A 19,044-nucleotide genomic window follows, 5' to 3' on the forward strand; every position below is an offset into this window, starting at 1 on the left:
TCAATAAGATAAAAAAAGCAGGAAAATTCTTAGTGATAGCAGGTTAAAAAAGAAGCTATTTTTCTCTACTAAAATCATGAAAAAAACCAAAATTAATACTGTTTTATGTAATTATTTTAAGTTAACTATTTGAATATGTGATAAAAAATTAGGATCCTTATCCCGAACTCAGGTTATCCATACTGCCTCCTTGGTTTTTGAGTGTTAGGTTAACTCAGTAGTAAGGGAAACGTATTTCTTAAACATATTCAATTGATATTTTTTAATTAACTAAAGCATAAACAGCAATAAACTTAATTTAAGCGATTAGCAAGGAAAAATTATCTTCTTTGGCACAGGAAATAAATAGAAAACTCACCATCAAGATTAAAATATGATATCTACTCAGCACTTTTGTCATGGCCGGTCTGCAGCAATAAATAAAACTACTTTTAAACAGTAGCTTTATATTATGTCTGACTTCATTTGGCTGATATTCGCTAAATATTACAGACAAGTTTATTTGTTGATCACAAGCGTTGCTATTTGAATAACATCGCTCATTGCGTTAACCAATATACTCTAACCCCTTCATGTAAGGACGTAAAACTTCAGGCACTTCAATCCGTCCATCAGCTTGCTGATAATTTTCCATTACCGCGACCAAGGTACGACCAACAGCCAAACCAGAGCCATTTAAGGTATGCACTAACTGTGTTTTTTTATCCTCTTGATGACGGAAACGCGCTTGCATGCGACGTGCCTGAAAGTCCCAAGTATTTGAACAAGAAGAGATTTCGCGGAAGGTATTTTGGGCCGGTAGCCAGACTTCCAGATCGTAGGTTTTACAAGCTGCAAAACCCATATCGCCAGTACATAAAACAATTTTACGGTAAGGCAATTTTAGCAATTGCAATACTTTTTCTGCATGGCCGGTTAATTCTTCCAGTGCCGCCATCGATTTTTCTGGCTCGACTATCTGCACTAATTCAACTTTATCAAATTGGTGCATACGGATCAGGCCGCGCGTATCGCGGCCATAAGAGCCCGCTTCAGAACGAAAACAGGGAGTATGCGCTGTCAGGCGGAGAGGTAAACCATCTGCCGCTAAAATTTCATCCCGAACTAAATTAGTCACCGGCACTTCAGCGGTTGGAATCAACGCATATTGCTGATTTGATGCCTGTTCTTCCAATGGTTTGGTATGAAAAAGATCTTCACTAAATTTGGGTAACTGGCCAGTGCCATAAAGGGTTGAATGATTAACTAAATAGGGTACATAAGTTTCCGTATAACCATGCTGTTCGGTGTGTATATCTAACATGAATTGCGCTAATGCCCGATGCAAGCGCGCAATTTGGCCTTTCATGACCACAAAACGGGAACCAGTAATTTTTACCGCAGCCGGAAAATCCAAACCATCAGTTAATTCACCTAATGCCACATGATCCTTAATGGTAAAATCATATTGACGCGGCTCACCCCAACGACTTATTTCGACATTGTCGGTTTCATCTTTGCCGTCTGGTACACTGTCATCGGGTAAGTTGGGTAAACTTAAAGCAATATTACGAATGTCATCCTGTATTTGCGTTAGTTTATTTTTAGCACTATCCAGCTCTTCACCTAACTGGTTAACTTGCTTACGTAAAGCTTCAACATCTTCACCGCGCGCTTTTGCTGCACCGATGGTCTTCGAGCGGGAATTTCGTTCTGCCTGCAAGCTTTCTGTTTCAATTTGTAAATTTTTGCGTTCTTGCTCTAGTTTACACAACATATCTACATCGAGAATAAATCCCCTACGAGCCAGTTTTTCAGCAACTACGTCTAGCTCATTACGCAGTAAATTTGGATCGAGCATGCTTAACCTGTAAAATTATTATGGTTTAAAAATAAAAACAACCTGTCAGTTTTCTCTGATGCTTAACACTTTTTTAGCCTGATCCGGCTACATTACCCCATTGAGATTTTTAACGATAGCGTTTTGTTAAGCTATTTTGATCCAATTCTGCCAGCCAGGATAATTTTTCGCCAATTTTCCCTTCTAAACCACGATTTGATGGAAAATAATAACGTGTTTCTTGCATCTCTGCTGGAAAGTAATTTTCACCAGCAGCATAAGCATTGAGCTCATCGTGGGCATAGCGATATTCTTGACCTAAGCCCATCTCTTTCATTAACTTAGTCGGTGCATTACGTAAATGAGGGGGGACATCATAATCTGGCTGCTGCTTTGCGTCTGTTATGGCGGCCTGAAAAGCCTTATAAACGGCATTACTTTTAGCAGCACAAGCTAAATAGACAATTGCTTGGGCAATGGCTCGCTTTCCTTCCGCTGGGCCAACACGGGTGAAACAATCCCACGCAGCTATCGCAACTTGCATTGCTCTCGGATCGGCATTACCTATATCTTCAGAGGCAATAGCCAGCAGACGACGAGCAACATATAAGGGATCACCTCCAGCAGTGATAATTCGGGCATACCAATAAAGCGCTGCATCAGGGGCAGAGCCACGGACAGATTTATGTAGTGCGGAAATGAGATCATAATAACGATCGCCTTTATTATCAAAACGAACGCTTCTTTCACCACTAACTTCTTTTAGTAAATTTACGGCTAATATTCGCTGATCTTTATCATTGTTATCAGCCATATCGACCATCATTTCCAGTAAATTTAATGCTCGTCTGGCATCACCATTGGCTAATTGGGCTATCATGTCACGGGTGTCATCGGGCAAAATAATTTTCTGGCCACCATAACCACGTTCTCTATCCTCCATTGCCTGCTGCAAAACCATGACAATTTCTTCATTAGAAAGCAATTTCAGTAGATAAACCCGCGCGCGTGAAAGTAAGGCTGAGTTGAGCTCAAAAGAAGGATTTTCTGTTGTGGCGCCAATAAACGTTACCGTACCATCTTCTATATGAGGTAAAAAAGCATCTTGTTGACTTTGATTGAAGCGATGAACTTCATCAACAAATAAAATCGTTCTTCGCCCTAATTGCCGATTTTGGCGAGCAATTTCAATCGCCTCGCGGATCTCTTTGATACCTGAGATTACGGCTGAGATCTTTTCAATGGGGGCATCCGCATAGTGACCGATAATTTCAGCCAGGGTCGTTTTTCCGGTACCTGGCGGCCCCCACAAAATCATGGAATGCAGTTGGCCTGCACCAATAGCACGCGCAAGTGGCTTGTCCTTAGCTAATAAATGGAGCTGGCCAATATATTGCTCTAAGTTGATTGGCCGCATTTTTGCGGCCAATGGTTGAAATTCATTAGATGAAAAATCAAGTGGCAAATTAGTCACCTCACCTCCTTGACCTTTGATCATCAACAGTTACACCTTGTGGTGGAGCAAATTTAAATTTGTTGTCATCAACATGGCTATTTTGCTGGCCTTTGAGCTGATATGAACTCATCTGGCCATCTTGCTCTACCGCTGTAAATTGTTGAATAGTGCCATCAGACTGAACAGTAATGGAAAAATGTTTCAAATTTCCCTTATTTTGGGTCGCTGTCAGCAGAAAATCATTATCATTTTGGCTAATTTGATAACGTTCCCAATCCTGCGGATCATTACGGGTTATCAACATAAACGGTGTATCCGTCGTTGCCTGACTCAATAAAGTTACCGTAACTTGCTCAACAAAAGGATTATAAAACCAAAGATTAGTACCATCAGAAACTAACCAACTTTCATCCGGTGCTACCATATGCCAGTTAAATAAATTTGGCCGTTTGATCCATAGCTGGCCTTCACCTTGCTGAATTAAATCACCATCAGCACTGGTTACCTTTTGTGTAAAATTGGCATGAAAACTATTTATTTTATTTAGGCGCATTTGCAGTTCAGAAGCGGCATCCGCCCATACCTGGCTAATATGAAAAGTTATCGCTAACAAGCCGAACATTATCAATTTTTTCATTAAGTAATGACCTTTTTATCCATCATATTTATTGGTTTTAAGATAATATGTTAAATCAATGTCCTGTTGGTGGTGGTGTTAAGACTTCGCGATTACCATTGTGATTGTGGCCTGGCTCACTAACGATCCCTTGCGCTTCCATCTGTTCAACAATCCTCGCGGCACGATTATAACCAATGCGGAATTGTCGTTGAACGCCCGATATTGAGACGCGTTGCTTTTCCGTCACAAATTCAACAGCTTGATCAAATAGTGGATCAAGCTCTTCATCACCATCATAACCATTACCACCCTCACCCTCATCGCTAGTCTTAGTAATGTTATCAATATACTCGGGCTTACCTCTAGCTTTCCAATCTTTAACCACATCATGGACTTCCTGATCGCGAACAAACGCGCCATGGACACGAATTGGAATAGAGGAGTTAGGCGGTAAGTAAAGCATATCGCCCATGCCTAATAAAGATTCAGCGCCACCTTGATCAAGGATGGTGCGAGAATCTATCTTACTTGATACAGTAAACGCAATCCGAGTGGGTATATTAGCCTTAATTAAACCGGTAATGATATCAACCGATGGCCTTTGCGTCGCCAAAACAAGGTGAATACCGGCTGCCCGCGCTTTTTGTGCCAAACGTGCAATTAACTCTTCAACTTTCTTGCCAGCGGTCATCATGAGATCGGCAAATTCATCAACCATAACAACAATATAAGGCTCTTTTTTTAGTACCGGGTGACTACTATCCATGCTATCACCTGGCTTCCAAAATGGATCAGGTATCGGGCGACCCATACGTTCAGCAGCATTAATTTTATCGTTATAGCCCACCAAATTTCTTACCCCTAAAGCAGACATAAGCTTGTAGCGACGTTCCATTTCATTAACACACCAACGCAGTGCATTAGCTGCATCTTTCATGTCGGTGACAACTTCGGTCAGCAAATGAGGAATTCCCTCATAAATAGAGAGTTCCAACATTTTAGGATCGATCATGATAAAACGAACATCCTCAGGCTTTGCTTTATACAAAATACTGAGGATCATGGCGTTAACCCCAACCGATTTACCCGAACCAGTGGTACCGGCAACCAATAAATGGGGCATTTTTTCTAAATCGGCGATAACCGGTTCACCTTCAATATCTTTACCTAACACAATGGTTAATGGTGAGGGGTTGCGCCGAAATTTATCACAATCAAGCACTTCGCGTAGATAAACCGTCTGACGCTTTCTATTGGGCAATTCTAATCCTACATAAGGTTTACCCGGTATCACCTCAACAATACGTACGGCAGTTGCTGATAAGGAACGGGCTAAATCTCTTGATAAATTAGAAATACGTGCCGCCTTCACGCCAGGAGCTAACTCCAATTCAAAGCGGGTAATAACCGGCCCTGGAGAAAAACCAACAACTTCCACTTTTACCCGATAATCGCTTAAACGCGCTTCAATTAAACGGGATGTTTGCTCAAGTGCAAACATATCAACCGGCTCATTTTGGGCGGGTGGACTGGCAAGTAGGTCTAATGATGGCATCGGTGTCGTGGGTTTTGGTAATGGTTGATCACTACGTACCAGAAAAGGATGAAAAAGACTTCCCTGCTCGGGTAATGTTTGTTCGACGTTTTGCTTTTTATCCTTAGTAGATAGCGGTATTTCGCTGACCTCTTTTGCTAGTTGCTCCTGCGATACCTCTTCATCTTCTGCCAATGGCCATTTATGCTCTATATGCGGCTGGCTTTCAACTGATGTATTTAATTCTGCCTCATCTGATGTAATCGGTTTGTCTTTGTCATCAATTCTATCTGTTGGCGGATTAAGATTGTTAGTTATATCAGTGTCATAACGTTTATTTTGCTGCTGCAAAAACTGTTCACGTAATTTATCTTCACTCCAATCATCAATACTAAACTCAGCACCATCCGGTTGCGTTACTGAATTTTGATAAGCGTTTTGGTCTGCAGGCAATTCCTGCTCTTTTTGTGTCGTTAGACGATTGCCGTAAAGTTCACGTCGTGTTGGTAAACGAACAGGATTAGGACGTGGAAATTCTGGGCCAATTCCCTTTTTAATTTGCGATTTTACTGGCGTGAAAGCAGTACTAGGGTCAACCTCGGCATCTATTTTTGTTACCGATGATATTAATGTTTCACTTAGATTTGCGGTTTTTTCTTGCTCGCTAACTTGAGTAACAGTATTAGCGTCTATCGGTTTATTTAGATTAACATCATCATCCATTGGAACAGGTATACCTGAAGGTTTGCTAAAAATATCTTCATCATATTTGTCCAGCGTTGCTGATTGAATATCAAAACCAACTTCAGTTTCATCAGGCATCAGAGTGTATGCCTTATCACCATGCAATTCATGGTTTTTATTATTGCTCAATTCCTCTTTCGCTAGCTGACTAATTGGCGAAGCTGAAAAAAGTACATCATCCGGATCGATATAATCTACATTGTTGCCATCGTATAATTTAGCCGGATGAGATGAAACATAAGCTTCTGTCGCCTGATGCTTGTTATTTCTACGAGTACGATTAGTGATTAGTGATATGGTTGCTAAAACTAGTGCACCAATCTTTTCCGCAATCGTCAACCATGACCAACCGGTAAATAAGGTGAAACTAACTGCCCATATACAAAGTAACGCTAAGGTTGTTCCTAAAATATTAAACCAAGGCAAGATGGCATTACTAAAAACACTACCAATAATTCCGCCAGAGGAAAAATTAGGTAAATCATCAATATTAAGTGATGCAAGAGCACACGATGTAATTATTAGCGCCAACCCACCGATCAGGCGTAAGGAAAGGACAAAAAAATCCAAACAATTCTGGTTATCAATATCTTTAAATACATTCCAACATCCTAACAACATAACTAATGGTATAGCATAGGCTAAAATGCCAAAAACAGAGAAAAGAATATCCGCTGACCAAGCACCAATACCGCCAGCTAAATTTTTAATCGGTTCATTCCAGGTGGTCTGCGACCAACTAGGATCGGAGAGATGAAAACTTATCAGGGCCACCATTAAAAAAATCGCCCAGATAGTAATTATAAGTAAAATAATCTCTGTCAGTATCTTGCTATTACTGATCTTTTTTAACTTAATATTTTTGTCTTCTGTATATTCCTGGCCCAAAACTAACACTCCAGGTTTTTCCTGTTGATTGAAAGGAACAACGCTGAGTAATGTTCAGCGTTGAAACTGTATGCATAAACAGGAGTGTACCTAACTTTTTCCAGTTTTGCATCTATTTGATTAACGTGTCTTAATGACCAAACGATTACTCTGTTTTACCTCTTCCATTACTACATAAGTACGGGTGTCATTGACACCTGGAAGACGAAGTAAAGTCTCTCCTAACAATTTACGATAAGCAGACATATCAGGAACCCGTGTTTTAAGTAAATAATCAAAATCCCCAGAGACTAAATGACATTCCTGAATTCCCTCCAGTTTTTGCACAACGGCATTAAACTGTTCAAAAACATCTGCAGCACCACGGTTCAAGGTAATCTCAACAAAAACCAATAAAGATGCATCGAGATAGTGTGGATTTAATAAAGCAGTATAACCTGAAATAAAACCTTGACGTTCCAACCGGCGCACGCGTTCCAAACAAGGTGTTGGTGATAACCCTACTCTCTTAGAAAGCTCTACATTAGAAATACGACCATCCTTTTGTAATTCATTCAGTATGTTCCTATCAATACGATCAAGATCTTTTCCTGGACGCTTTTTGTTATCAATCATTTCGTTATCTCTCTTTTATCTATTTTTTTATACCCACTACATTCCCTATTTTCTTTTCTTATGATTGAATTGGAAAAGATGCAATAAGGTTAAACTCCGCCTGACCATTAGTATTTAGTAGTATAATTCATCTTGTAGATAAATCATCTGGTTAGTTTTCAATTTGATAATGAAAAGTAGGATATTTATCTATTTGTTTAAATGATGTTCAATTTCAATTAATCAAATGAGGTAATTAATCCTACAAGATGTTTTCTCAAATACACAACCGATTGTCAAAGATTATGAATAAAAATCAGAACATCATATGGAAACGAATGTCTTATTAACTAATTGTCAATAAGACATAAGGAAAATTCTCAATTTAAAACGTTATTTCACGAAAAATAATCTTTTTTCATGACTTGCTGCCTTAATAAAATGTTAAAGACAAGCTAATAAAAATGACTATTCCTTATCATATTTTAATTCAATTTACTTTTTTTAATTTTTCTAATCTCCTACAATCGCCACATTGAATAAATATTCTTAAAAAATGGAGCATCTATGAACACCACCAATCATAGTAAAGTTATTATTCTAGGATCTGGCCCAGCTGGCTATACAGCAGCTATTTATGCCGCCCGAGCAAACTTAAGTCCGGTATTAATCACCGGCGTTCAACCAGGCGGACAATTAACCACAACCACCGAAGTTGAAAATTGGCCTGGGGATCATTCCGAGTTAATGGGGCCGGTATTGATGGAACGCATGCTGCAACATACTAAAAAATTTACGGCAGAAGAAAACATTATTAATGATCACATTCATAAGGTTGATCTGCGGCAACTGCCATTCCAACTGACTGGCGATAACGGAATATATAGCTGCGATGCGCTTATTATCGCTACCGGCGCCTCAGCTCGTTATCTGGGTTTACCTTCTGAAGAAGCCTTTAAAGGTCGTGGTGTTTCAGCCTGTGCCACCTGTGATGGTTTTTTCTATCGCAAACAAAAAGTTGCTGTTGTGGGGGGTGGGAATACCGCTATTGAAGAAGCTCTTTACCTATCAAATATCGCTTCAGAAGTCCATGTTATTCATCGACGTGAAACATTTCGAGCCGAAAAAATCCTTATTCAACGGATGATGGAAAAAGTAAAAACTGGCAATATTGTATTACATACCAATTTTACTCTCGATGAAGTATTAGGTGACAATAGTGGTGTCACTGGAATCAATTTACGTTCAACCCAAAATGACAACATAGAGATGCTTTCCGTGACTGGTGTATTTATCGCTATTGGCCATACGCCCAATACAAGTATCTTTGCCGATCAGTTAGTGTTAGAAAATGGCTATATTCAAGTGCAATCTGGGACTAAAGGCAATGCGACCCAAACCTCAGTTGAAGGTGTTTTCGCTGCCGGTGATGTTATGGATCACATCTATCGTCAAGCGATTACCTCAGCAGGTACTGGTTGTATGGCCGCCCTTGACGCCGAACGTTATTTAGATGCATTATACCGCAAATAAATGTTACAAATTATAATAATTTAATAAAATTCTTTAGCAGGCGCTGTCGAAATAGCGCCTTTTTAGCTGTGATATACCTCTAAAGTTGATATTAGATAAAATTAACATCAACCCGTTGTAATAATTAACTTAACGCCGGTATATAAAATCATCACTATGGATAAACAAAAACAAACTGAACTGGTCAAATGGTTGAAACAACAATCAGCACCAGCAAAACACTGGCTACGCTTATTCATGTTACTGGGAATTATTAGTGGCCTACTTATCGTTACCCAAGCTTGGCTTTTAGCCACCATTTTACAAGCATTGATTATAGACAATGTACCGAGAGAACAACTACTTGTTCAATTTTCATTACTCATTTGTGTATTTATTGTAAGAGCAATAATTAATTTTATACGAGAAAGTGTTGGATTTGTTTGTGGCAAAATTGTTCGCCAGCAGATCCGTAGCATGGTACTAAATAAACTTAACCAATTAGGACCTATTTGGGTTAAAAATAAACCCGCTGGTAGTTGGGCTACTATCATCTTAGAACAAATTGAGGACATACAGGATTATTACGCTCGCTATTTACCTCAAATGTATTTAGCCGCTATGATCCCGATTATCATTCTGATTGCAATTTTCCCGCTTAACTGGGCTGCTGGTTTAATTTTATTTATCACCGCACCTTTAATCCCCTTATTTATGATATTAGTTGGGATGGGCGCCACTGATGTTAATCGGCGAAATTTTGTTGCTTTAGCCCGATTAAGCGGTAGATTTCTCGATCGTTTACGTGGACTGGATACCTTACGACTTTTTTTCCGTGCCAACAAAGAAATAAAAGATATTGAACAAGCAACCGAAGAGTTTCGTAAAAGAACCATGGAAGTCTTACGGATGGCATTTCTCTCTTCAGCAGTGTTAGAATTCTTCGCGTCAATCTCCATCGCCATTGTCGCGGTTTATTTTGGTTTCTCTTATTTAGGTGAATTGCATTTTGGTAATTATGGCATACCGGTTACCCTTTTTGCTGGTTTTTTGGCTTTGATACTCGCCCCTGAATTTTTTCAGCCACTACGTGATTTAGGCACTTATTACCATGCTAAAGCACAAGCAGTAGGCGCAGCAGAATCTCTATTTACATTATTAGCCAGCATAGAACAACCATCGCCACTACCGCAAAACAATCAGCTAATGACGCCGGCTCAACCATTAACTATTACAGCACAGCAACTAGAAATTTTTTCTCATGACAATATACGCTTGGCTGGCCCGTTAAATTTCATCCTATTGCCAAACCAACGCATCGCGTTAGTCGGCCAAAGTGGAGCTGGCAAAAGTTCATTATTAAATGCATTACTGGGTTTTCTATCCTATCGTGGATCGCTAACGGTTAATGGAATCGAACTTAGGGATCTCGATATGACTGATTGGCGCAAACAACTTAGCTGGGTTGGCCAAAATCCCCATTTACCCGCACAAACCATCATTGACAATATACGTCTCTATTCAGCCGAAGCTTCCGCAGCCGCAGTCAATATTGCAATGGAAAATGCTTATGTAACCGAGTTTATTAAACATCTACCAGTGGGAGTTGATACCCAAATTGGCGAAAATGGCGCTCGCTTATCCGTTGGACAAGCACAACGAATTGCTGTCGCCCGCGCGTTATTAAACCCCTGTCATTTGCTTTTATTGGATGAGCCTGCAGCAAGTCTTGATATGCAAAGTGAGCAACGGGTGATGACAGCACTTAATACGGCCTCTACTAAACAAACAACCTTACTGGTTACACATTTATTAGCAGAAGCTGCCGCATATGATCAAATATGGGTGATGGAAAATGGTTTAATTATTGAACAAGGCACATACAGCAAGCTAAGCCAGACTAAAGGAGCTTTTAGCCGCCTGCTAACTTATCGCGCAGAGGAGATATAATATGCGTGTACTACTCCCTTTTCTTGCGCTATATCGTCGTCATTGGTTACTACTTAATCTTGGCATTATATTAACCATAATTGCGGTACTGGCGAGTATTAGTCTACTGACTCTATCAGGTTGGTTTTTAGCCGGAACGGCACTCGCAGGCGCTGCCGGACTGTATACCTTTAATTATATGCTACCCGCAGCAGGAGTTCGTGGCTCAGCAATTATCCGTACTGCCAGCCGTTACGCCGAAAGGTTGGTTAACCATGATGCAACTTTTCGTGTCTTAGCACATTTAAGGATATTTACATTTCAAAAACTATTCCCGCTTTCACCTGGCGGTATCGCACACTATCGCCAAGGAGATATCCTTAACCGTCTGGTAGCTGATGTCGAGAGTCTTGATCACTTGTATCTACGGGTGCTTTCCCCCATTTTGGCTGCTTTGGTTATTACTATTTTACTCACTTTGGCGTTAAGCACATTAGACTCATTTCTTGCCCTTACTCTGGGCACAATTATGCTGTGTTTGCTGATTACCTTACCCTGGTTTTTTTATCAGGCGGGAAAATCTATTGGACACGATCTCACTATATTTCGCAGCCAATATCGCGCTTGTTTAATCAATATTATTCAGGCACAAGCGGAACTAACTGTTTTTGGGGCATTACCTCGTTTTCGGCAAGTATTGACCGATCTAGAAACCAACTGGCTAAAACGCCAACAACAGCAATCTAACTTAACCGCGCTATCACAATCTATTATGATTTTTATCTCCGGCCTCACCGCAACCCTATTAATGTGGATGGCAGCAACTGGTGTTGGTGAACAGCATAAACCCGGTGCGCTTATTGCTCTGTTCGTCTTTTGTACCTTAGCTGCGTTTGAAGTTCTTGGGCCGGTGGCGGTTGCATTTCAATATTTAGGACAAGTGGTTACTTCAGCAAATCGCTTAATGGAGTTAATTAATCAGAAGCCGGCCGTGACATTTCCCGCTTCAGATATAACGACGAATAATCAGGTTGACATCAAATTGCAAAAAGTGCACTTCAGTTATCCCCAACAACCGCAACCGACATTAAAAAATATCTCTTTAACACTCAATGCAGGTGAACATGTTGCGCTACTAGGTAAAACTGGTTGCGGTAAATCTACGCTGTTACAATTATTAACCCGTGCATGGGATGTCAGCTCAGGCCAGATCTTGATAAATGGCCACCCAATTAATCACTATAATGAGAAAACATTACGTAAATTAATGGCGGTAGTTCCACAGCGGACACATATTTTTAGTGATACTTTACGTAATAATCTGCTAATAGCGAAAGATGATGCAAGTGATACCTTACTGACAAAAGTAATAAAACAAATCGGTTTAGACAGCCTGATTAAAAATCAAGGGCTCGATAGTTGGATCGGTGAAGGTGGCCGACAACTTTCAGGTGGCGAACAACGGCGATTAGGTATCGCAAGAGCCCTACTTTATGATGCGCCAATAATTTTATTAGATGAGCCGACTGAAGGATTAGATGTAAAAACTGAAAAACAGATACTAATTCAGTTGCAACAGCACTACCACGATAAAACCTTGTTAGTTATTACGCATCGCTTACAGGGTCTGGAAAAAATGGATCAAATATATGTGATGGATGATGGAAAAATTATTGAGCAAGCGACCCATGCAGAGCTATTACAATTGAAAGGGCTCTATTTTCAATATTATCAAGCTCAAATAGTACTAACATAATTACAAAATTAGTTAATAGGACGGTTATATGTTTCAGCTTGATGATGGATCTTATATCTTTCCAGCGCCCGAATATGCTCTACACGAGCCCAATGGTTTATTAGCCATCGGCGGTGATCTGGCTGTTGGTAGATTACAATCTGCCTATTATGAAGGGATTTTCCCTTGGTTTAATCCAACGGAAATCCCATTATGGTGGTCGCCAGATCCACGTGCAGTTCTGTTGCCAGCAGAAATACACATTAGCCGAACAACTAAAAAAAGAATGAGAAAAACCGCTTATGCCATTACGCTAAATCATGACTTTGAACAGGTTATTGCCGCCTGCGCACAACGGCAAGAAGGAACCTGGATCACCCACCAAATAATAGAAGCCTATACTGCTTTGCATCAACTGGGCGTTGCTCATTCCGTTGAAGTTTGGTACAACACAAAATTAATTGGTGGACTATATGGCGTTAATGTTGGTAAAATTTTTTGTGGTGAATCGATGTTTAGCCGTGTTAGTGACGGTTCTAAATATGCACTTATTGCTTTTTATTACCATTTCCTGCGTTTCGGCGGAAAACTGTTTGATTGTCAAATAATTAATGCATATATCGCCTCTTTAGGTGTGAAAGAGATCCCACGAGTACAATTTTTAAATTATCTCTATCAATATCGCGATCAACCTATCGATAAAGCATGTTGGCTAAAGCAAACCATAAGTTTACCCAGTGCAGCAGAAATTAATCATTTTGAATGATTAACTGGAAAATATTTTTCTACCTAAACAAAGGCAACAGATAGCTGATTTAGCATCAATTTGAAGATATAAATGACAGAATCATTCATCCTATTGCAAACTAAGTTAGATGGTTTGCTACGATATTATTACATTTTATTTTTTTATCGTTCGCGTTGTTCAAACCGTATACTTGTTGTATATTTTTGTACTATTTAGCTTTAATGCTGTAATTTTCGTATCTTGATAAAAAGAAAAAGTGACTTTAAACTCGACCCTCCTTTACATAAGGAGGGTTTTTCGGCATTATCTTGCCCGTAAAAAACTTGGTGATTAACTCAGAGGATTAGATGGCCAAAGAAGACAATATTGAAATGCAAGGTACAGTACTAGATACTCTGCCCAATACCATGTTCCGTGTTGAACTAGAAAATGGACACGTAGTTACTGCGCATATTTCTGGCAAAATGCGTAAAAATTATATCCGTATTCTGACGGGCGACAAAGTGACTGTCGAGTTAACACCTTATGATCTGAGTAAAGGCAGAATCATCTTTCGTAGCCGTTGATCGCCTTTTCTCTCAGGCTCTTGCCATAGACGATTGGAATATCGTCTATGGTTATAAAGCATCTGTAATTAAATTATTGCATTCTCTGGTTTAGTTTTGTGCATACCTTCAAAATGGTAAGTTAATTTTTGCGTCTTCTTATTCAGATCGATCTTAACAGCACCACCATGACTCAACTGCCCAAACAAAAGTTCATTAGCTAAAGGTTTCTTTAGATTATCCTGGATCGCTCTTGCCATCGGCCTGGCTCCCATCACCTTATCATAGCCTTTAGCACAAAGCCATTGACGTGCCGCATTACTGATTTCAATTGACACACCTTTTTCATCAAGTTGCGCTTGTAACGCAACAATAAACTTATCAACAACTTGGGCAATAATTTCTGGTGTTAAACCATTAAACCAAATTATGCCATCCAATCGATTACGAAACTCCGGCGCGAAAATTCGTTTTATCTCTGATAATACATCGGTACTATTATCCTGCTCAGTAAAACCAATCGATTTACGTTGTGTTTCTTGCACACCCGCATTAGTGGTCATCACCAAGACAACATTACGAAAATCAGCCTTACGGCCATTATTATCGGTTAAAGTACCATTATCCATCACCTGTAATAAAAGATTAAATACATCAGAATGTGCCTTTTCTATTTCATCTAATAAAACGACCGAATAAGGATGTTTTATAACCGCATCTGTCAATAAACCACCTTGATCAAAGCCTACATATCCTGGTGGGGCACCAATTAGCCGACTAACAGTATGACGTTCCATATATTCTGACATGTCAAAACGCAACAATTTAATATCTAATGCCTTTGCCAGTTGCACAGTGACTTCTGTCTTACCGACACCCGTTGGCCCAGCAAATAAAAATGCACCAATAGGTCTGTGGCTACTACCTAACCCCGCTCGATTCATTTTAATCGCTTCGCTGAGGGTTTGAATAGCTTGCTCTTGGCCAAATACTAGCAATTTCAATCTATTATCTAAATTTTTCAATCGCTCTTTATCGCTAGAAGAAATTGTTTTTTCAGGAATACGGGCAATTAGGGAAACAACTGATTCTATCTCCTGTACCCCAATTGTTTTTTTACGTCGGTTTTGTGGCATCAAACGCGTTCTTGCACCCGCTTCATCAATAACATCGATTGCTTTATCCGGTAAATGGCGATCTGTGATATATTTTACTGATAAATCAACCGCAGCTTTAATCGCTTTGGGACTATAACGAACATTATGGTGAGCTTCATACTTAGCTCGTAATCCGTTAATAATCTGTACCGTTTCGTCAGCAGAAGGTTCGACGATATCAATTTTTTGGAATCGTCTTGCCAGCGCACGATCTTTCTCAAATATATGACTAAATTCTTGGTAGGTAGTTGAACCCATCACACGGATCCGGCCACTCGATAGTAATGGCTTAATCAGATTAGCCGCATCAACTTGTCCGCCAGATGCAGCACCAGCACCAATAATCGTATGGATTTCATCAATAAAGAGAATACTTTTTTCATCTTTTTCTAACACATTTAATAATGCTTTAAAGCGCTTTTCGAAATCACCACGATACTTAGTACCCGCCAGTAGTGAACCGATATCCAGGGCATAAATAGTGCAATCTTTCATTACTTCCGGGATATCATTTTGTATGATACGCCATGCTAGCCCTTCCGCAATCGCTGTTTTACCTACCCCAGATTCACCCACTAATAGCGGATTATTCTTTCGCCGCCGACAAAGAACCTGGATCGTTCTCTCCAGTTCCAGCTGACGCCCAATTAAAGGATCAACTTTGCCGGCTTTTGATAATTGGTTAAGGTTGGTAGTAAAGCTATCCATCCGTTCTTCAACGCCAATAGCTTCTTCATTCTGATAAGCAGCATTAATAGAATCGGAATGGCTATTATCAGCCTCACTACCTTTGACCATACCATGAGAAATAAAATTAACAACATCAAGCCGACTTATATCGTGTTTACGCAATAAATAGGCAGCTTGAGACTCTTGTTCGCTAAATATAGCAACCAGCACATTAGCACCAGTAACTTCATTACGCCCAGATGACTGAACATGAAACACTGCACGCTGCAATACTCGCTGAAAACTTAACGTAGGTTGAGTATCCCGACTATCATCCTCAGGCAATAATGGCGTTGTTTGTGAAATAAAATGCTCCAATTCCTGTCGCAATACCACAAGGTCAACTTTGCAAGCTACTAAGGTTTCCCTGGCCGATGTATTACTGAGTAACGCCAGCAATAGATGCTCAACCGTCATAAATTCATGCCTGCTATCTCTTGCCTTGGCAAAAGCTACATTAAGACTAAGTTCAAGTTCTTGGTTAAGCATAATCACCTCCCTATAAATTAGTCTAATCAGACTTCTTCTATCGTGCAAAGTAATGGATATTCATGTTCTCTTGCATAAATATTAACTTGCGCGGCCTTTGTTTCTGCAACCTCAGCAGTATAAACCCCACAGATCCCTTTCCCGTGAAAATGAACATCCAACATGATTTGTGTGGCTTGCTCTTCATCAAAAGAAAAGTATTTTTTTAACACTTGTATTACAAAATCCATTGGTGTGAAATCATCATTCTTCAAAATCACCTTATACATTGAAGGTGGTTGTAAAGCATGTTCCACTTGTTCCTTGAGCCTAACATCCGTCTGATAATCTGATTGGCACTCACTCATTATGTAAAAATCCAGTTAAATATTTTAATTATACATTTTTCTTGATTATTCTTAGTTTATCACTTTGATCCCATTTGTGACCAAGCATCCTTAAAAAAGTAAATAATACACGAGTTTCGCACCAATAAAAAAACGCTCTATTTTTAAGTTTAATTCAGCATAATATATAAATAGACAAAATCTTATAAATTAAAAGCAACTTATAAAAATAGTTGCTGAATAGAGAGTTGCATTTTTTGTCACGCTATAGACAATAAAAAGAGGTTTAACTTAGAAAATAACGGTTTGAAATGATCAACAAAGAGCGGTTGTTACGAGATAATCGTTTATGTAAAGCAATCATTGGATTATCAGTCGAAGAATTGAAAAATTTAGCCGCTGAATTTTCAGCTTGTTATTTGATTTATCGGAAAAAGAATCGAAAAGATCACGAGCGGCAGATGGGTGCAGGGCAGAAAGGATTTATCCCAACCCCATTAGATAAACTGCTTTTTATTTTATTGTATTTAAAATGTTATCCGACCTATGATTTGCAAGGACTTCTTTTTGGTTTAGATAGAACACGGGTATGTCGCTGGGTAAAAATATTATTGCCGGTTTTAGAGATGACCTTGGGGCGAGAATGTGTTTTGCCCGCTCGTCAAATTCGCTCTGCTGAGGAATTTTTTCGCGCCTTTCCTGGAGTTATAGCTAGGCGACTTAATTTTGATTACAAGGTGTGTTATGAGTTATACAATTGATTTTCGACGTAAAGTAATATCAGTAAGGAAAGCCGAAGGTTTAACAATTCGAGAAACTGCGAAACAATTCCGTATTGGAAAAGCGTCTTTAGTACGTTGGCTTAAACGACCAGAGCCAAAAAATTCAACGCCACGTAAGAGGAAGCTCGATAAAAATGCTTTAGCAAAAGATGTGGAACAGTATCCAGATGCTTACCAAAAGGAACGGGCAGAGCGATTCGGTGTTTGTAAAAAGACTATTTGGCAATCCCTTAAAAAGCTGGGATTAACCTATAAAAAAAACTCTATTCCATCCAAAAACCAACGAAAGCGACAGGCTGGCACATCAGCAAAAAAGACAACAGTATGAAAAAAAAGATAAATCTGTTGTTTTTATTGATGAAAGTGGTTTTTCACATGACACTCCACGAACTCACGGCTATTCCCCAAAAGGTCACCGTTGTTTTGGCCTGAAAAACTGGGGTGCTAAGGGAAGAACAAATGTTATTGGCGCTTTATTGGGAACAACCCTTTTTGCTATCGGATTATTTGATTGCAATATTAATCGTGATGTTTTTTATGTTTGGATCACAAAAATATTGCTCCCAGAACTTCCTGAAAATTCTGTTATTTTTATGGACAACGCTAGCTTTCACAAAGGTAAGAATATTGAACAGGCAATTATAAACGCAGGACACCAGATAGAATATTTGCCTGTGTATTCACCAGATTTAAATCCTATAGAACATAAATGGTCTCAAGCTAAACGTAAAAAGATGGAAACAGGATGCACTATCGATGACCTGTTTTTAATACATATGCTGTAATCAAAATTAAGTCGCCTAGCTATAAAGACGTCTTTATTGATGGGACAGAGCGACCTGTCCAAAAGCCTAAGAATCTGCGTCGGCGAAAAAAAATGTATTCGGGAAAGAAAAGACAGACCACTCGAAAAGGGCTTATTATGACTGACGAAACGAGGAAAATTGGATTTATCCCCATGATCAAAAATGGGCGCCGTCACGATAAACGCTTACTCGATAAAGTCGATATAATTCGCCATATTCCCCCTGAGGTAACCATCTGGGCCGATACCGGTTTTCAAGGTATAGATAAACAGCATCCTAATACACAAATCCCAAAAAAAGGAACTCGAAAAAGACCTTTATCGCCTGAACAAAAACAAGAAAATCAAATAATCTCGGGCATCCGTATTACGGTTGAACACGCCATCGCGGGTATCAAGCGCCTCGGTTGTATGACCCAAATTTTACGGAATCGTAGACCCTTTATTGATGATACCTTTTTACTCCTTAGTGCCAGTCTTTGGAATTTCCATCTCAGAACAGCCTAAAATTTACTTCAATCACCGAAATACCCTTATTTCACTATTAAACAACACGCTTATAGTAATTTAAACAAATTTATACGTTTTAGTAACTTGCAAATTAACCATTGATTTTAAGCCATTTCTGGAATT

General features: G+C 39.4%; 16 protein-coding genes. 9 read left to right on the forward strand and 7 right to left on the reverse strand.

Annotated elements, in window-relative coordinates; genetic code table 11:
• Positions 1–547 precede the first annotated feature (547 nt).
• The 5 genes from serS to lrp form a co-directional block, all read right to left on the reverse strand.
• Positions 548–1,840, reverse strand: a complete 1,293-nt coding sequence (serS, locus tag AYJ55_RS14640; protein ID WP_063657074.1) for a serine--tRNA ligase — start codon at positions 1,838–1,840, stop codon at positions 548–550.
• Positions 1,841–1,949: 109 nt separating this feature from the next.
• Positions 1,950–3,293, reverse strand: coding sequence for a replication-associated recombination protein A (locus AYJ55_RS14645; RefSeq protein ID WP_063657423.1), 1,344 nt, complete (start codon positions 3,291–3,293; stop codon positions 1,950–1,952).
• 1 nt (position 3,294) lies between these two features.
• Complete coding sequence (lolA, locus tag AYJ55_RS14650) at positions 3,295–3,912, reverse strand: outer membrane lipoprotein periplasmic chaperone LolA (protein ID WP_063657075.1); 618 nt, start codon at positions 3,910–3,912, stop codon at positions 3,295–3,297.
• A 55-nt stretch (positions 3,913–3,967) separates the two neighbouring features.
• A complete protein-coding gene (locus AYJ55_RS14655) occupies positions 3,968–7,060 on the reverse strand; it encodes a DNA translocase FtsK (protein ID WP_063657076.1) in 3,093 nt (1,030 codons plus the stop codon).
• Positions 7,061–7,180: 120 nt separating this feature from the next.
• Positions 7,181–7,675, reverse strand: coding sequence for a leucine-responsive transcriptional regulator Lrp (lrp, locus tag AYJ55_RS14660; RefSeq protein ID WP_026822393.1), 495 nt, complete (start codon positions 7,673–7,675; stop codon positions 7,181–7,183).
• A gap of 546 nt (positions 7,676–8,221) precedes the next feature.
• Here lrp and trxB point away from each other — a divergent pair.
• The 5 genes from trxB to infA all read left to right on the forward strand — a co-directional run bounded on the left by trxB (position 8,222) and on the right by infA (position 14,144).
• Positions 8,222–9,187 carry a thioredoxin-disulfide reductase gene (gene trxB / locus AYJ55_RS14665; protein ID WP_063657077.1) on the forward strand — a complete coding sequence of 322 codons (966 nt, stop codon included), beginning with the start codon at positions 8,222–8,224 and terminating at the stop codon, positions 9,185–9,187.
• Positions 9,188–9,343: 156 nt separating this feature from the next.
• A complete protein-coding gene (gene cydD / locus AYJ55_RS14670; RefSeq protein WP_063657078.1) occupies positions 9,344–11,116 on the forward strand; it encodes a heme ABC transporter permease/ATP-binding protein CydD in 1,773 nt (590 codons plus the stop codon).
• Between the two features lies 1 nt (position 11,117).
• Positions 11,118–12,851 carry a heme ABC transporter ATP-binding protein/permease CydC gene (cydC, locus tag AYJ55_RS14675; protein WP_063657079.1) on the forward strand — a complete coding sequence of 578 codons (1,734 nt, stop codon included), beginning with the start codon at positions 11,118–11,120 and terminating at the stop codon, positions 12,849–12,851.
• A 28-nt stretch (positions 12,852–12,879) separates the two neighbouring features.
• Positions 12,880–13,596, forward strand: coding sequence for a leucyl/phenylalanyl-tRNA--protein transferase (gene aat, locus AYJ55_RS14680; protein WP_063657080.1), 717 nt, complete (start codon positions 12,880–12,882; stop codon positions 13,594–13,596).
• A 329-nt stretch (positions 13,597–13,925) separates the two neighbouring features.
• Positions 13,926–14,144, forward strand: a complete 219-nt coding sequence (infA, locus tag AYJ55_RS14685) for a translation initiation factor IF-1 (protein ID WP_004244560.1) — start codon at positions 13,926–13,928, stop codon at positions 14,142–14,144.
• 68 nt (positions 14,145–14,212) lie between these two features.
• Here the strand turns inward: infA and clpA are convergent, their stop codons facing one another.
• The gene (gene clpA, locus AYJ55_RS14690; RefSeq protein ID WP_063657081.1) at positions 14,213–16,498 is read right to left on the reverse strand and encodes an ATP-dependent Clp protease ATP-binding subunit ClpA; all 2,286 of its coding nucleotides are present in this window, start codon (positions 16,496–16,498) and stop codon (positions 14,213–14,215) included.
• 26 nt (positions 16,499–16,524) lie between these two features.
• A complete protein-coding gene (clpS, locus tag AYJ55_RS14695) occupies positions 16,525–16,845 on the reverse strand; it encodes an ATP-dependent Clp protease adapter ClpS (RefSeq protein WP_063657082.1) in 321 nt (106 codons plus the stop codon).
• Positions 16,846–17,135: 290 nt separating this feature from the next.
• Here clpS and AYJ55_RS14700 point away from each other — a divergent pair, with 290 nt between their 5' ends.
• Genes AYJ55_RS14700 through AYJ55_RS14715 form a run of 4 tightly spaced genes read left to right on the forward strand, consistent with a single transcriptional unit; the run spans position 17,136 to position 18,918 of the window.
• The gene (locus AYJ55_RS14700; protein WP_063653760.1) at positions 17,136–17,585 is read left to right on the forward strand and encodes a helix-turn-helix domain-containing protein; all 450 of its coding nucleotides are present in this window, start codon (positions 17,136–17,138) and stop codon (positions 17,583–17,585) included.
• Positions 17,569–17,934, forward strand: coding sequence for an IS630 transposase-related protein (locus AYJ55_RS14705; protein ID WP_063653415.1), 366 nt, complete (start codon positions 17,569–17,571; stop codon positions 17,932–17,934). The genes AYJ55_RS14700 and AYJ55_RS14705 overlap by 17 nt, the downstream gene beginning before the upstream one ends.
• Positions 17,903–18,391, forward strand: coding sequence for an IS630 family transposase (locus tag AYJ55_RS14710; RefSeq protein ID WP_063653499.1), 489 nt, complete (start codon positions 17,903–17,905; stop codon positions 18,389–18,391). Before AYJ55_RS14705 ends, AYJ55_RS14710 begins: the two co-directional genes overlap by 32 nt.
• A 5-nt stretch (positions 18,392–18,396) precedes the next feature.
• Complete coding sequence (locus tag AYJ55_RS14715; protein WP_074168074.1) at positions 18,397–18,918, forward strand: transposase family protein; 522 nt, start codon at positions 18,397–18,399, stop codon at positions 18,916–18,918.
• Positions 18,919–19,044: the final 126 nt, after the last annotated feature.

This window comes from Candidatus Arsenophonus triatominarum (genome assembly GCF_001640365.1).
GTDB classification, from domain to species: domain Bacteria; phylum Pseudomonadota; class Gammaproteobacteria; order Enterobacterales; family Enterobacteriaceae; genus Arsenophonus; species Arsenophonus triatominarum.

Excerpts from the sequence above, each read along its gene's own strand:
- serS (WP_063657074.1), bottom strand. The coding sequence starts at position 1,840 with ATGCTCGATCCAAATTTACTGCGTAATGAGCTAGACGTAGTTGCTGAA.
- lolA (WP_063657075.1), bottom strand. The coding sequence starts at position 3,912 with ATGAAAAAATTGATAATGTTCGGCTTGTTAGCGATAACTTTTCATATT.
- lrp (WP_026822393.1), bottom strand. The coding sequence starts at position 7,675 with ATGATTGATAACAAAAAGCGTCCAGGAAAAGATCTTGATCGTATTGAT.
- trxB (WP_063657077.1), top strand. The coding sequence starts at position 8,222 with ATGAACACCACCAATCATAGTAAAGTTATTATTCTAGGATCTGGCCCA.
- cydD (WP_063657078.1), top strand. The coding sequence starts at position 9,344 with ATGGATAAACAAAAACAAACTGAACTGGTCAAATGGTTGAAACAACAA.
- cydC (WP_063657079.1), top strand. The coding sequence starts at position 11,118 with ATGCGTGTACTACTCCCTTTTCTTGCGCTATATCGTCGTCATTGGTTA.
- aat (WP_063657080.1), top strand. The coding sequence starts at position 12,880 with ATGTTTCAGCTTGATGATGGATCTTATATCTTTCCAGCGCCCGAATAT.
- infA (WP_004244560.1), top strand. The coding sequence starts at position 13,926 with ATGGCCAAAGAAGACAATATTGAAATGCAAGGTACAGTACTAGATACT.
- clpA (WP_063657081.1), bottom strand. The coding sequence starts at position 16,498 with ATGCTTAACCAAGAACTTGAACTTAGTCTTAATGTAGCTTTTGCCAAG.
- clpS (WP_063657082.1), bottom strand. The coding sequence starts at position 16,845 with ATGAGTGAGTGCCAATCAGATTATCAGACGGATGTTAGGCTCAAGGAA.
- AYJ55_RS14700 (WP_063653760.1), top strand. The coding sequence starts at position 17,136 with ATGATCAACAAAGAGCGGTTGTTACGAGATAATCGTTTATGTAAAGCA.
- AYJ55_RS14705 (WP_063653415.1), top strand. The coding sequence starts at position 17,569 with ATGAGTTATACAATTGATTTTCGACGTAAAGTAATATCAGTAAGGAAA.